Source organism: Flagellimonas sp. B-3 (assembly GCF_056857835.1).
The window spans coordinates 64,801-78,331 of sequence record NZ_JBSXNW010000015.1 but is presented as its reverse complement, the minus strand read 5'-3'; the positions used below and the strand labels follow the sequence as shown (position 1 = coordinate 78,331).

At 42.0% G+C, this 13,531-nt stretch carries 14 protein-coding genes; 7 read left to right on the top strand and 7 right to left on the bottom strand.

Annotation, left to right across the window (positions count from 1 at the left end):
• Position 1: 1 nt before the first annotated feature.
• Positions 2–1,117 (bottom strand): Sb-PDE family phosphodiesterase, encoded by a 1,116-nt coding sequence (locus tag AC13CS_RS03045; protein ID WP_293169043.1) that lies wholly within the window; start codon positions 1,115–1,117, stop codon positions 2–4.
• A gap of 214 nt (positions 1,118–1,331) precedes the next feature.
• On the opposite strand from AC13CS_RS03045, the gene AC13CS_RS03040 reads away from it, so the two are divergent.
• From AC13CS_RS03040 to AC13CS_RS03030, 3 genes are all read left to right on the top strand, one after another.
• The gene (locus AC13CS_RS03040) at positions 1,332–1,790 is read left to right on the top strand and encodes a COG2426 family protein (protein WP_163626030.1); all 459 of its coding nucleotides are present in this window, start codon (positions 1,332–1,334) and stop codon (positions 1,788–1,790) included.
• A gap of 103 nt (positions 1,791–1,893) precedes the next feature.
• Complete coding sequence (locus AC13CS_RS03035) at positions 1,894–2,763, top strand: DUF808 domain-containing protein (RefSeq protein ID WP_293169040.1); 870 nt, start codon at positions 1,894–1,896, stop codon at positions 2,761–2,763.
• A 22-nt stretch (positions 2,764–2,785) separates the two neighbouring features.
• Positions 2,786–3,154 carry a DUF1801 domain-containing protein gene (locus tag AC13CS_RS03030; protein WP_293169038.1) on the top strand — a complete coding sequence of 123 codons (369 nt, stop codon included), beginning with the start codon at positions 2,786–2,788 and terminating at the stop codon, positions 3,152–3,154.
• Here the strand turns inward: AC13CS_RS03030 and AC13CS_RS03025 are convergent.
• The 6 genes from AC13CS_RS03025 to kdsA form a co-directional block, all read right to left on the bottom strand.
• On the bottom strand, positions 3,151–4,722 hold the full coding sequence (locus AC13CS_RS03025; protein ID WP_293169036.1) for a PepSY-associated TM helix domain-containing protein: 1,572 nt from the start codon (positions 4,720–4,722) through the stop codon (positions 3,151–3,153). The genes AC13CS_RS03030 and AC13CS_RS03025 overlap by 4 nt on opposite strands.
• Positions 4,723–4,726: 4 nt before the next feature.
• On the bottom strand, positions 4,727–5,026 hold the full coding sequence (locus AC13CS_RS03020) for a hypothetical protein (RefSeq protein ID WP_293169034.1): 300 nt from the start codon (positions 5,024–5,026) through the stop codon (positions 4,727–4,729).
• 3 nt (positions 5,027–5,029) lie between these two features.
• Positions 5,030–5,296 (bottom strand): hypothetical protein, encoded by a 267-nt coding sequence (locus AC13CS_RS03015; protein ID WP_293169032.1) that lies wholly within the window; start codon positions 5,294–5,296, stop codon positions 5,030–5,032.
• A gap of 69 nt (positions 5,297–5,365) precedes the next feature.
• A complete protein-coding gene (locus tag AC13CS_RS03010; RefSeq protein WP_293169030.1) occupies positions 5,366–6,082 on the bottom strand; it encodes a DUF4198 domain-containing protein in 717 nt (238 codons plus the stop codon).
• Between the two features lie 9 nt (positions 6,083–6,091).
• Entirely contained in the window at positions 6,092–8,554 is a 2,463-nt protein-coding gene (locus AC13CS_RS03005; RefSeq protein WP_482888394.1) for a TonB-dependent receptor domain-containing protein, read from the bottom strand.
• 163 nt (positions 8,555–8,717) lie between these two features.
• Positions 8,718–9,536, bottom strand: coding sequence for a 3-deoxy-8-phosphooctulonate synthase (gene kdsA / locus AC13CS_RS03000; protein ID WP_482888393.1), 819 nt, complete (start codon positions 9,534–9,536; stop codon positions 8,718–8,720).
• A gap of 73 nt (positions 9,537–9,609) precedes the next feature.
• On the opposite strand from kdsA, the gene AC13CS_RS02995 reads away from it, so the two are divergent.
• From AC13CS_RS02995 to typA, 4 genes are all read left to right on the top strand, one after another.
• Positions 9,610–10,191 carry a hypothetical protein gene (locus AC13CS_RS02995; protein ID WP_482888392.1) on the top strand — a complete coding sequence of 194 codons (582 nt, stop codon included), beginning with the start codon at positions 9,610–9,612 and terminating at the stop codon, positions 10,189–10,191.
• 65 nt (positions 10,192–10,256) lie between these two features.
• Positions 10,257–10,814: a hypothetical protein gene (locus AC13CS_RS02990; protein WP_482888391.1), complete on the top strand. Its 558-nt coding sequence runs from the start codon at positions 10,257–10,259 to the stop codon at positions 10,812–10,814.
• Positions 10,815–10,868: 54 nt separating this feature from the next.
• Positions 10,869–11,408, top strand: coding sequence for a hypothetical protein (locus AC13CS_RS02985; RefSeq protein ID WP_293169020.1), 540 nt, complete (start codon positions 10,869–10,871; stop codon positions 11,406–11,408).
• Between the two features lie 99 nt (positions 11,409–11,507).
• On the top strand, positions 11,508–13,307 hold the full coding sequence (typA, locus tag AC13CS_RS02980; protein WP_293169019.1) for a translational GTPase TypA: 1,800 nt from the start codon (positions 11,508–11,510) through the stop codon (positions 13,305–13,307).
• The last annotated feature ends 224 nt before the right edge of the window (positions 13,308–13,531 follow it).

Genomic DNA, 13,531 nt, shown 5'->3' with positions numbered 1-13,531 from the left:
ACTATTCCTCCAATCTAATATCCCAAGTAACGATCGGATGCTCTTTGGGAGCAGTATAAGCCCCTAATGCTTTGAGCTTTATTTTTAGGTCGGCCTTTTTTTCCAGCGTTTTGATCTGTAGGGTTTTGGTGCTCCCGGCCGGTACTGTAAAAACCGGCGAACTGGAATAGAAGGTGTAAGGCATTTGGTTTTCGAATATCAAATCGCTGCTGGTCACATTTTTTAAGGTAATCCCTAAAATGGAAGTGTTGTCAATGTATTTGGCTTCTTCAAATTGTAATGAAGCATTGAGTAAAGGAACCAGATTTTCTTCTTTTCCAACCAAAAGCGAATTAAAAACAGCGACCGTTCTTCCTGCAAATAAGGCTTCTTTTAAGGATTCAATAGACCTTTCTTTGGCAAAAACCAAGGTTATGGGGCGGTCGTGCCCCTTTTCTACATAATCCCAATCAATAAGGCCATGTATATCGCTGGTGCCCATAATGGTCAAATTATTTTCAAGGGCTAGGGCTAATGATTCTTCGGCATAATCCCCGGTGTTGATGACCTCAATACCGTGCAACTCTCCCTTTTTAATCCGCTCTTTTTGAAAATCGCTTAAAACAGGGTTTCCACTTGGCGATTGGGCATACCATGCGGGATGGTTCCAAAATACAAAGGCATCTTGCTTTTTGGCCTCTGCAAACGATTCTTCGGCCTCGTCTTTTAAAAGTTTGTTGGCATCTGCTATAAAAATGGCATTGCTATGCCCCATGGGTGCCTGGCGGGTAATTTCGGACCCATGAACAATTAGCAGATCATGGTCTTTGGCCTCATTAAGTGCAATTTCGTACGATCTGTTCCTATTGGGGTGGGGAATATCTGCTGCGTGGGGCTGGTATTCAAGGTGTTCGGTAAGCGAAATCACATCCAAATTATCCCGAAGGGCTTCCATTACCCTAATATTGGGCCAAACATTGCCATCTGAAAAAACAGTGTGCTGGTGCAAGTCTGTCTTTAAGGTTTTGTATCCAGGTACATCAGGAAAAACAAGGGTTCTGGAACTTTGGTGCGAATGCTCTTGTGCAAATAGAGTGGAGGTTACGAGAAATAAGGCAAAAAAAGCTTGGAATTTCATGTTGATGGTTTTGTCAAAACTATAAAACTATATAATATGCTTCAATCGCAAGAAGTATATTTTACAAACTGTTAACCTGAGGGTAAAGTAGTTACATGTTTTTTGGTATTGGTGGTATTGTTCGGAAATCACAATTAATAAATATTTAAGGTTTCCAAAAGTGGAAATAAGTAAAATCCTCACTAGGTTTGTCGGTTGTAAAAATTGGTATTCCTTGCATAAAGATTTGATCATAGCAATACTGTGGAGCCTATCTCCTTTTGGGGAGGCCAAAGTTGGCATACCCTATGGCATGTACCAAGGGGTGAACGAGTATATGGTTTTTATAGCCTGTTTTTTGGCCAATGTATTGGTGTTCCCTATTATGATGTTTTTTTTGGAGCACATCAATCGGTATTTGATCAGATGGCGATTCTATAAGAAATCTGCTGTTTATGTGGGCCAAAGGGCCAAGAAAGGGTCTGGAAAAAAGGTACAGCGGTTTGGTTTTTTGGGTATTGTCCTGTTCGTGATGATTCCTTTGCCTGGCACAGGGGTGTATGCGGGCAGTATAGCGGCGTACCTTTTCAAAATGAAAAAACGGGAGGCCTTTGCAGCCAATACCATAGGAATCTTCTTTTCCTCTGTAATTGTTTGGGTTACCACTTTATTGTCCTTGGAAGGAGTTAAATAACATGGCAATCAAAGTATTTTTAGATTTTTTAATACACCAATATGCTTCGATTTGTTTATTTTGCTTCCGATCAATGAAGTTTCTTTAACCATAAAACACATATATGGCTTCAGGTTTTTTTGCTGTTTTGGATGATATTTCTGCACTTATGGACGATGTGGCAACGATGAGTAAAGTTGCTACAAAAAAAACAGCAGGCATTTTGGGTGATGATTTGGCGGTAAACGCCGAAAAAGCGACTGGTTTTTTGTCCAACAGGGAAATTCCGGTGCTTTGGGCCATAACCAAAGGCTCTTTTCTGAATAAGTTAATTATTTTGCCCATCGCATTTTTATTGAGTGCCTATCTCCCCACAGCAATTACAATCATACTTATTTTAGGAGGGGTGTACCTTGCGTATGAAGGAGCGGAGAAAATATATGAGTACTTTTTTCATCGTAAGGAGGAAGGCCATGCAGAAGACCCTATTGATATTCCAGAAGAGGAATTGCCCGAACTGGAGCAAAAAAAAATAAAGCAGGCCATTGTTACCGATTTTATCCTTTCCATTGAAATTGTCATCATTGCATTGAGCACCGTGGTCAACGAAACGCTGACCATTCGAATTGCAACCGTTTCCGTGGTGGCACTGTTGGCCACCGTTGGTGTGTATGGCGTTGTGGCCTTGATCGTTCGGATGGACGATTATGGGTACAGACTTATTCGTCTCAATGACCGTGACGATAGTTTCTCTGACAAAGTGGGCGGGGTATTGGTGAATGCACTGCCCCATATCATAAAGGGCCTTTCTATTGTGGGTACCCTGGCCCTGCTATTGGTGTCTGGGGGAATATTCAATCACAACATAGATTATCTTCATCATCTGTTTCCTGGTATCCCCAGTTTATTGAAAGATTTTCTGGTTGGGCTGGTCATAGGTTTTGTAGCTGTTTTTTTAATGAAATTGGTAAAAAAACTATTCAAAAGCAAATAGGATACCGCTACGGAAATTGTATATGAACCCAGCAGAAGATTACATTCTTAATCAACCCGAACCGTTCAAAAGCATTTTGATCCAATTACAAGTGTTGGTAGAAACCACAGTGCCCGAGGTAAGGCTGGACTTCAAATATAGGTTGCCATTCTATTACTTGAACGATAAACCCTTCTGTTACTTCAACGCCTCCCGAAAAAAAGGCTATGTGGATATGTGCCTTTGGAATTCGGCACACCTTACCGTCCATTTGGATAAATTGGTGACCGATGGCAGAAAAGTAATGAAGTCCCTACGGTATTTTAATATGGACGAAATTGACGGCAAGATTGTTGTTGAACTATTACAAGAAGCCAAATCCGTTAACCACAAAGGATTTTACAAGAGCTAGCTTTTGCTCGGAACCAGTTCGGACCTTTTGGTTGTCAGTTTAAAGAAGGCAATCCAAAGGGAAACAATACCTAAAAGCAACCATAGCAGATCCACCAAAAGAATTTGCTGATGTCCATTTTGATAGGCTGTCCATAACCAATTTCCCGTGGCAATTCCGTTAGCGATCGGAACCAATAAACCCAAAATTCCTCCTGAAATCAATGTCCATTTGTTGGTGAAGGCGATATCCTTTTTAAGGATAAAGAACACCGTGGCCACCAACCAGATGGGGAAATACGTTTGGTAGAGAAAACCCATATTCACTTCTGGTGGAAACTTTACAATAATGAATTCCAAAGCGGTAACGGGAAGCAAGCTAAGGCATATCGCCATATACCAATTGGCAACTTGTTTATTGAACTTACGACGCTTTTCCGGGATGTTCTTTTTGTCCCGTGCCACTAACCATATCATAATTCCTGAGAGTATAACAAAGCACGATACCAACCCAAGAATAAAAGACATTACACGTAACCCATAACCGGCGTAATCGCCAAAATGTAGGCGGAACATCATGTTTTTTACCCCATCCAAGTACGAATTGTTGGTGGTGGGTACCTTTTCTTGGGCAATAGAGCCATCTGCTACTTTATAAATACGATATCCCAAACCATTCAGTTTGGTTTTGTAACCAAGATATCCGCTGATGGCGGCATGCATATTTTTGTCTCCGTAGTTAAAAATGTGGGTTTCCGTCACTCTAAAATCGCCCCAATCTGCCTTCATTTCATCCACATATTGGTCTAAATTGATGGTGTTGGCCAATTTTTCGTTCTGAAATTCGTAAACTGGATGGTTGTATTCCAGGTCTTCGTACAATTTGTTCTGGTCTCCATCATATAGTCCCATCACAACCGGAAGAATCAAAATACCTTTGAGCAAAAAGAAAGCTCCGGTAACCGCATATACGAACTGAAACGGGAACCCTATCACTCCCAAGGCTGTATGGGCATCGGTCCACATGGTTTTGAGCTTGGCCCAAGGTCGGAAGGTGTAAAATTTGGAAACGATCTTGTTCCAATGTACCAAAATTCCCGTGATGATGGCAAATAGAAAGAAGAATGCCACCAACCCCGACAAATATCTCCCGTAGGGGTAGGGGATTTGATCTAAAAAGTGCAGGCGGTACAGGAATTCCCCCAAATGATAGTTGTCCGCATAGGTTTCCGTTTTGGTTTTGGCAACGGGATCCAAATAAAAGAATACAGGAGCCCGATCATCTTCCGAAGCCAACGAATCTTTGGATGCACCTAGGTTAACAGAAATACTTCTCTCGTTGTAATAATGGCGTAGTTCCACATCACGACCGTACAGGTTATATGCTTCGGAAAGATCATTAAGGTGACCGTCGATGTCACTGGGCAAGGCATCTTCTTGGCTTACGGTGTGCCCACGTTGCCAATTGGCGATCTCGTCCCTAAAAAAGGAAAAAGAACCTGTAAAGAAAATTACATAAAGTGCAACGCTGATTACAATACCGCTTACGGTATGTGTGTGGAACAATATATTGTAGATACGGTTTCCCATAGTTTTATATAATCGGGTTGGTTTGGTTTCCGAAATAGCATGCGACGCCGAGTACTATACTGGCCAAAAGATAAATGCCCCAAACTTTCCAGCCATTTTTGCCCATAAAGGCAACTACCATTAAAACCGCCCATAAAACAAAGGCCGAAAATGTACTGGTAATGATCACGGCTACATGGTTGAACCAACTGGCCAAAGCCATGTGAAACATAATCGCAACAATAAATCCACCAAATATGGCGGCGGATATTTTGGCAAATCGTTGCCATGGTGATGGAGTCAGGTATTTTTTATTGGCGGGCATAGTTTAAAACAATAGCGTTTCGAATAGTATGAAGCATAAAAACAGGATGCCCAAAAAGCGATAATTCAACAACTTCAAGGGTGCCAAGAGTATCACCAAACTGGCAACCGTCATCAAAAGGATAAAAAAGGTGAACGTGCCCGAACCAATGCCCCAGTAAAAACAGCTAAGCCCCAATGATAAGATCATTAGGGCCAAACTGGCATATTGAGATGCTCTTTTATGTGTGCCAGTCCATTTCTCCAAACCTAGTGTATCTACGGCAGCCATTTTTTGGGATGTGCAGTACAGTAGATAAAAAGCTAGAAAAGTGAGAAAGCTAATCCCGGTGGCCATAGGTTATCGTTTTATACAATAAGTGGCGCAGTGCCAAATAAATTCGTAGTCATCACCATTATAAGTGCCTGGAATTTCTTCCTTGGTCGTGGTTTCCACGATGTATTTGGTGTTCCATGGCAGGGCAAAGGAAACCTCTCCATTGTCGTCGGTGTACAATGTTTTGGACCAAAGGTCGGAAACATAGACCTTAAGTTCGTTTTTGGCCAATGGCTTTCCTTTGTACACTACTTGAAGCTTGATTTCCTCCCCATCATTTTCCAATTGCTTCACTACAATTCCTTCAGGATTTGCGGTTTTTGTGTCACCATCTGTTCCTACTAGAACCTTGGCCGTTGAATGATAGTGTGTCTTGAAAATGCCGAAGTCGTATTCGGTATAATCAATCACATCAATCTCATTGTTGTTCAATGCGATGGTGTACACGCCGTTTTGTGATGGTGTAAAGCTGGCAAGGTAATGGTCTTCCTTAGCTTCGGTGCTCAATTCAGTTTTTGTGCCATCCGGAGCAATGACCCATAATGTGAATTTTGAAACCAAGGGAAAAGCTTCTCCCTTCACTTTTTCAATCACACCATAGGTGTATTCGCCATAATGTACACGGATTTCTTGTTTTTGACCAAGTTTTCCGTTGCCGTTGGTCTCAATCCACAGGTAATGTGCGGAGGCCGACAATACGGGCAAAGTGATGAGTAATAGGGTTGCGATTAGTTTTTTCATCTTGTTTTTTTAAAATTTATAAGTGAAGTTGGCAGAAACACTTCTCAAGTTTTGCGGACTGATGGTGGACCAACCTTTATAATAGTCCTTGTTGGCTATGTTGTCCAACTTCAAAGTGATTCTGAAATCCCTTGCATCGTAAAAGGTTGATGCATTTAGAATGGTGTACTCATCAATGGCGAACGTACCATTGGATCTATTGAAGATTTTGTTCTCGCTGGCGTAGTTACCTCCAAATCCAAGGCCAAAGTTTTCCAATGTGCCTTGTGTAAATCGGTAGCTGGCCCAAATATTGGCCAAGTTCATGGGGCCTGCGCTTTCTGATCTAAAACCGGTAAAGCTGGCGTCTCCCTCTACTAATTTGCTGTCGTTGTAGCTGTATCCCGCCACAATGTTCAATCCATCAATGGGAGAGGCAGTTATGCTGGCCTCAAAACCTTTACTGGTCTGTTCTCCATCTTGAGTATAGAAATAGTTGTCGGCATCGGTATCGATTCGTTGTGCCATATCACTCACGCTAATATCGTAGTAGCTGAAAGTTGCGGAAAGCCTATCGTTGAACAAGTTCAACTTGGTACCCATCTCAAACTGGTTGGCGTGCTCTGGGTTCAAAGCTCTCACGGATGTATTTCCATTTGATAATTCAGTAACAGGGGCCACGTTGCTGAACCCGTTCATATAATTCGCAAAAAAGGATACTTTGTTTAAAATAGGCTGATAAACCAATCCGAACTTTGGTGAAAAGGCGGTCTGATTGTACCCGTCATTGGAAAAACGGTCCACACGCAAACTGGCCATTGCGGACAATTCTGGCAATAGATTGATCACGTTGGAGGCATAGGCACTGAAAATTTCCTGTTCAGCCTCGCTAAATTGTGCTCCCGGATTGGCCAAAGTTGCTATCCCTGCGTCGGCACCTGCCTGTGTCAACACACCGGAATCGTACAAACCTGTTCCCATGGGAGTGCCAAAAGCATTGTGAAGAGCTGGAACCACCGCTTGGAATTCATCTACATTTCTTCCTACGTAGACAAAACCTTGGTTCCCATAGCCCGTACTGTTGTTGATGGTTCTGGTTTTAAGGTAATCCAATCCTACGACCAAACGGTTGCGCATGGTTCCGATAGTAAAATCTCCGATAAAGTTTTGTTGGATGTCGGTTCCCAACGTCTCGGAATTTTGGTTGCTTGTGTAGCGTGCCAAAATAATACCATCGGAAATAGGGTTTTCTGAAAGACCTTCTGCCGTTGTGGTTACCTCGTACAAGTAAGAGTAGTATCCGTCTGACTTTGCATTGGATCTAGAGATTACGGTTTGGGAGGTCCAAGAATCACTCAAAATATAGTTCATCTGGCCTTGTAAACTGTAGGTAGGTGTATCGATATACAAATCGTTACTGGTATAGGAACGTTTAAAGTCATAACCCAATTCATCCAAGTTGGTTACACGAAGTGGTGCGCCACGATCTAGGAACAACATGGTTTGATTGGTGCTCCTACCATTATAAAATTCAGTGTTTATGTTGAACGAAAGTCTGTCACTTGCTTGAAATGCCAATGATGGTGCAAAAAAGAAAGACTTTCTAAATCCGGCATCCTGATAGCTGTTTTGGGTATGGTAAGCAGTATTAACGCGTAGTGCAATATTGTTTTGGTCGCCCAAAGTGGTGTTTACATCTGCACTCACTCGGTTCAATCCGTAGCTACCTGAAGTGTAAGAGATATTTCCTCCAAAACCGTAATATGGTTTTTTGGTGTTGATGTTGATCAAACCACCGTAAGAAATCAGGCTGCTTCCGTACAAAGTACCGGATGGACCTTTAATTACTTCGATGGATTCAATATTTGCTGGATCTGGGCTGCCGTTGGTTAAACCGGGCAAGCCGTTGATCATTGTGGGCTGCACCGCAAAACCACGCAATGAAAAATAACCAGCGCCGTCGCTTCCTCTTCCCGTAGATTCCCAAAGCTTATCTATTCCAGGTGCATTTTTAAGGGCGTCATCAAAATTCGTAACGACCTGGTCTTGCAACAGTTCCGTTGAGATGGAATTGTAAACCTGAGGGTTTTCGATGTCTTTGAGGGGCATTTTTGACACATAGACACTTGCTTTGCGAGAGAATTTGTTGGTTTGATTCCCCTCGACTATAACCTCATTGAGCTGTTCTTGCCTTTCCACCAAATTAATGGTCTGTATGTTGGTAGTTTGATTAGCGTAAACAGTTACGGTTTTGTTCTGTGTGCCAAAACCTACCATCGAAAACGTTAAGGTGTAGGAGCCAGGGGCAAGGTTTGAAATTTCGTATTCCCCGGAATAGTCCGTATTTGTACCTAAGCTGGTGTTGGACACTGCAATATTGACATTGCCAAGTGGGTTGTTTCTTTGATCGGTTACTTTTCCTTTTAAGTTTCCAGTTTGTGCTTGAGAAGTGAAAAAAGCAGCGAAACTAAGAATGAGTAATATATGTTTCATTTTATTTGTAATTGGTCTAAATAAGTTTGAGCTGCAAATGTATGTTCCACTGCTAAATCAAGCAAAAAATATTTAGACTAATTATAAATAAAGTTTTTGTAAGTGATTTAAATTGTTGATTTTCAAAGTTATGAAATCAAAATTTTAACAATTTAAAGCGTGGTTATAGTGAATTGATGGTCTTTCGGATGGCGGTCAAATCCGTGAGAAGTTTCTCCAACAAACTTAAATCCAACATATTGGCGCCATCACTTTTGGCATTTGAAGGGTCAAAATGCGTCTCCATAAAAATACCGTCAACACCAGCGGCAATTCCTGCTCGTGCCATAGTTCCGATCAACGCAGGTCTACCGCCTGTAACTCCCGAAGATTGGTTGGGTTGTTGTAAGGAATGTGTAACGTCCAGTACCACCGGGGCGTATTGTTTCATGGTGGGCACACCACGAAAATCCACGATCATGTCTTGGTATCCGAACATGGTTCCGCGATCGGTGATCCAAACCTGTTCATTGCCGGAATCCGTTACTTTTTTTACGGCGTGTTGCATGCTTTCAGGGCTCATAAACTGACCCTTTTTCAAGTTGACCACTTTGCCTGTTTCGGCAGCAGCTACCACTAAATCCGTTTGTCTCACCAAAAAGGCAGGGATTTGGAGTACATCCACATATTCTGCGGCCATTGTGGCATCAGAAATTTCATGGATGTCTGTAATCGTAGGAACTTCGAAGGTTTCAGAAACCTTTCTCAAGATCTTAAGAGCCTTTTCATCGCCAATTCCAGTAAAAGAATCAATCCGGCTTCGGTTCGCCTTTTTAAAACTCCCTTTAAAAACATACGGAATGTTCAGTTTGTCCGTAATACCGACCACTTTTTCAGCAATTTGCATGGCCATATCTTCTCCCTCAATGGCGCAGGGGCCTGCCAGCAAGAAAAAATTATCGCTGTCCGTGTGTTTTATCTGTGGAATTTTGGTGATGTCCATTTCTTAAAGTTTGCACAAATATAATATTAAACGATGGTATCCTTTTTAGATTTATCTACATAAACCATCAACCATGAAGTTTAAATTCGTTTTTATTATCCTATGTTTTATTTCTTCTTTTTCCCATGCCCAATGGCAGGAAAGGGGCAATACTTTTGATTTGGCACACTTGGAACGCCATCAATTTAAATTGAATTTGTTGAGCCCGGGATTTACCTATGAATTAGGTCTTTTTAAAAACCAGAGTATTTCCACCAACTTGGGTTTGGCAACCGCCACGTACGAAGAGGGTTATGTTTTTGGGCTGGCATCCAACAACCGCTATAGGTATTACCATAATTTTGATAGGAGGGAGCGGCTCAACAAAAACACCGCTGGCAATTCGGGAAACTATATTGCCGCGGCTCAGGCCATTTTCTTTTCGCAACTACGAATTTCCACGGATGTAGAAGGCCCGGACGATTTTAATCTCGGTTTTTACGGAATGGTTTACGGTATTCAGCGAACCTATAAAAAAGGCTTTAATTTTAATCTGGAACTTGGCGCAGGATTTTACAAAGGAGATGGTGTGCCCGATGGCTATGGGCCCCTAATCAACTTTACTTTTGGCTGGGTAGCTACCAAAAGAAAGAAAAAAGATTCATACTTTGATTAAATTAAGCCATATAAACATACTATTTTGATGAAGTTGGGGTTATACTATTACCAAATTAACCTACAATGCGTCGCTTACTACTTTTGGCATTCCTGTCATCTGGATTTTTTATGCATGCCCAATACGGTACAAACTGCGAAATCCGTCAGTTTAAGCTCAATGCCATCAATCCTGGTGTCGAGTACGAAATGGCCCTGGGCGTAAACAGTACTTTGGATATTCGGGTGGCGTACCAAGCGGCTTTGGAACCTGCCAGCTCACAACCGTTGGAAGATTTCGATTTTTTCCCCGCCATAACCATTCAGAACAGATATTACCACAACTTAAATAGTAGAGAAAGGCGCAGAAGATCCATTTATGGAAATTCGGGAAATTATATTGCACCAACTGCGGCCATCTTTTCTCCAGGAGACCGTTTGATGGAGGGGCAAATAGTGGATGGTATTCACGGCTACGGCGGACTGGTTTATGGGGTTCAGCGTAGTTATGATTCGGGGTTTAGTTTCTCTATAGATGCGGGTGCAGGTTATTACGTAGGCCCCTTTAAAGGAACCATTCAACCCGTGGTGAACCTGAGTATTGGTTGGATTATCAGCGAAAAACGCTGGTGTGTTGGTTTGTAGAGTTGTTTCGGTATGGTATTTGATTCAACCAGAAACAATTTAAACTAACCATTTATGAAAACTATTTCTTCTTTAATTTTATTGTTATCTATCGGAGTCACTGCAATCGCTCAATCTGGAAAGAATGTTGAGAATCATCAACTTACCCTAAATGTACTGCTGCCAGGCATTATTTACGAACAAGGACTTTCTCAAAATTCGACTATTGTGGCAGAGGCCACCATGGGTTTTGCGTACCGGGAATCAGACTTTTTGGAAAGTGGATTTGGAATATACCCCATCGGGAGGCTACAATACCGGCATTACTATAATTTTGCTAGACGACTGGCAAAAGGAAAAAACATTGCCGGTAATACGGGAAACTATATTGCTCCCACCATCGCCATACAAGGAGGTAAGGCAATAATCGGGGATTTGGACCATGTTTCCGATTACTTTGGAGCTATAGGTGCTGTTTATGGCTTACAGCGTACAGGTCAGAAAGGACTGCAATTTCGATTCGAGGTTGGCCCCGGTTATTTCTTTGATGAATTTGAAAGCAACTTCGGTATTTTTCTTGCCTTAAAGCTCGGCTGGGTTGTGAGCAGGGGATAGAATTTCGGAACTCCCACTAAATCAATAAGATAAAAATAACATTAAGGTGTGTTGCACAACAAAAAATAGCAGTATCTTTGCGGGCTTAAAATTTAGGTTATGTCCAAAATCAAAAACATTGCTATCATTGCGCACGTAGACCACGGTAAGACTACCTTGGTCGATAAAATTATGTACCATTGCCAGTTGTTCCGAGATAACGAGAACAAAGGCGACCTGATATTGGACAACAACGACCTGGAACGGGAACGCGGCATTACCATCGTTTCCAAGAACGTTTCCGTTGTTTACAAAGACACTAAAATCAATATTATAGATACCCCTGGTCACGCCGATTTTGGTGGAGAGGTCGAGCGTGTTTTGAACATGGCCGATGGGGTTTTGTTGCTGGTAGATGCCTTCGAAGGCCCAATGCCACAGACCCGTTTTGTGCTTCAAAAAGCGATTGACCTTGGTCTGAAGCCCTGCGTGGTAATCAACAAAGTAGATAAAGAAAACTGTACCCCGGAGGAAGTGCACGAAAAAGTGTTCGATTTGATGTTTGAATTGGGTGCAGAAGAATGGCAATTGGACTTCCCAACTGTTTATGGTTCCGCCAAGAACAACTGGATGGGCGAGGATTGGAAAGAGCCTACCGAAAGCATTGAGCCATTGTTGGATATGGTCATCGAGCATGTTCCTGAATTTAAACCACAAGAAGGTACAACCCAAATGTTGATCACCTCGTTGGACTTTTCTTCGTTCACGGGGCGAATAGCTATCGGTAGATTGCAAAGAGGAAGCCTTCGCGAAGGACAACAGGTTTCTTTGGTAAAAAGAGACGGTTCCATTGTGAAGACCAGAATCAAAGAACTTTATACGTTCGAAGGTCTTGGTCGCTTAAAAGTTGAGGAAGTAGCTGCAGGAGATATTTGTGCGATTGTTGGTATGGAAGGATTTGAAATCGGTGATACCGTTGCCGATATTGAAAATCCCGAGAAATTGAAGACTATCGCCATTGATGAGCCTACCATGAGTATGCTTTTCACCATTAACGATAGTCCGTTTTTTGGTAAGGATGGAAAGTTTGTTACTTCCCGTCACATCAAGGAGCGTTTGGAAAAAGAATTGGAGAAAAACTTGGCACTTCGCGTTCAAGAAACCGATAGTGCCGATAAATTCTTGGTGTTCGGACGTGGGGTATTGCACCTTTCCGTATTGATCGAGACCATGCGTAGGGAAGGTTACGAGCTTCAGATTGGACAGCCACAAGTAATTATCAAGGAGATTGATGGTGTAAAATGTGAGCCTGTGGAAAACTTGACCATTGATTTGCCGGAAGAAGTATCGGGAAAAGCTGTTGAGATGGTATCCATCAGAAAAGGAGAAATGACCAGTATGGAAGCCAGAGGTTCCCGAATGGTCTGTGAATTCATTATTCCATCCAGAGGAATCATCGGTCTTAGAAACCAATTGCTGACGGCAACAGCGGGAGAGGCCATTATGGCGCACCGGTTTTTGGAGTACCAACCCTTAAAAGGGGATATCCCACAACGATTGAATGGTTCTTTGGTGTCTATGGAAAACGGAACAGCCATTCCATATTCCATTGATAAACTTCAGGATAGAGGTAAATTCTTTGTAGATCCAGGAGAGGATATTTATGAGGGTCAGGTAATCGGTGAGAACTCTCGTCAAGATGATATGACAGTGAACGTTACAAAGACCAAAAAACTATCCAATGTCCGTTCTTCCGGGGCCGATGATAAGGCCAAGATTGTGCCAGCTATCAAATTTTCCTTGGAAGAAGCTTTGGAATACATCCAAAAGGATGAATACGTTGAGGTAACGCCAAACCACTTGAGGATTAGAAAAATATACCTAAAAGAGGTGGACAGAAAAAGAAACAAAGTAGTTTAGATATAATTCAATTTGACATTTGAATAAAGCGGATGGAGTAGCATACTTCATTCGCTTTTCTTTTTTTTTGATAGTTCTTGGTTGTCTTTTTGTGGTTTGTGTCATTTCGAATGAATATGAGAAATCCCAAACACAAATAGATTTCTCAATCGTCACTGCGTTCCTCATTTCGAAATGACAAATGCGACGTCATTTCGAACGAACGTGAGAAATCTAAGAATAAC

Excerpts from the sequence above, each read along its gene's own strand:
- AC13CS_RS03035 (WP_293169040.1), top strand. The coding sequence starts at position 1,894 with ATGGCTTCAGGTTTTTTTGCTGTTTTGGATGATATTTCTGCACTTATG.
- AC13CS_RS02990 (WP_482888391.1), top strand. The coding sequence starts at position 10,257 with ATGCGTCGCTTACTACTTTTGGCATTCCTGTCATCTGGATTTTTTATG.
- AC13CS_RS03010 (WP_293169030.1), bottom strand. The coding sequence starts at position 6,082 with ATGAAAAAACTAATCGCAACCCTATTACTCATCACTTTGCCCGTATTG.
- AC13CS_RS03005 (WP_482888394.1), bottom strand. The coding sequence starts at position 8,554 with ATGAAACATATATTACTCATTCTTAGTTTCGCTGCTTTTTTCACTTCT.
- AC13CS_RS03015 (WP_293169032.1), bottom strand. The coding sequence starts at position 5,296 with ATGGCTGCCGTAGATACACTAGGTTTGGAGAAATGGACTGGCACACAT.
- AC13CS_RS03020 (WP_293169034.1), bottom strand. The coding sequence starts at position 5,026 with ATGCCCGCCAATAAAAAATACCTGACTCCATCACCATGGCAACGATTT.
- AC13CS_RS02985 (WP_293169020.1), top strand. The coding sequence starts at position 10,869 with ATGAAAACTATTTCTTCTTTAATTTTATTGTTATCTATCGGAGTCACT.
- typA (WP_293169019.1), top strand. The coding sequence starts at position 11,508 with ATGTCCAAAATCAAAAACATTGCTATCATTGCGCACGTAGACCACGGT.
- AC13CS_RS02995 (WP_482888392.1), top strand. The coding sequence starts at position 9,610 with ATGAAGTTTAAATTCGTTTTTATTATCCTATGTTTTATTTCTTCTTTT.
- AC13CS_RS03030 (WP_293169038.1), top strand. The coding sequence starts at position 2,786 with ATGAACCCAGCAGAAGATTACATTCTTAATCAACCCGAACCGTTCAAA.
- AC13CS_RS03045 (WP_293169043.1), bottom strand. The coding sequence starts at position 1,117 with ATGAAATTCCAAGCTTTTTTTGCCTTATTTCTCGTAACCTCCACTCTA.
- kdsA (WP_482888393.1), bottom strand. The coding sequence starts at position 9,536 with ATGGACATCACCAAAATTCCACAGATAAAACACACGGACAGCGATAAT.
- AC13CS_RS03025 (WP_293169036.1), bottom strand. The coding sequence starts at position 4,722 with ATGGGAAACCGTATCTACAATATATTGTTCCACACACATACCGTAAGC.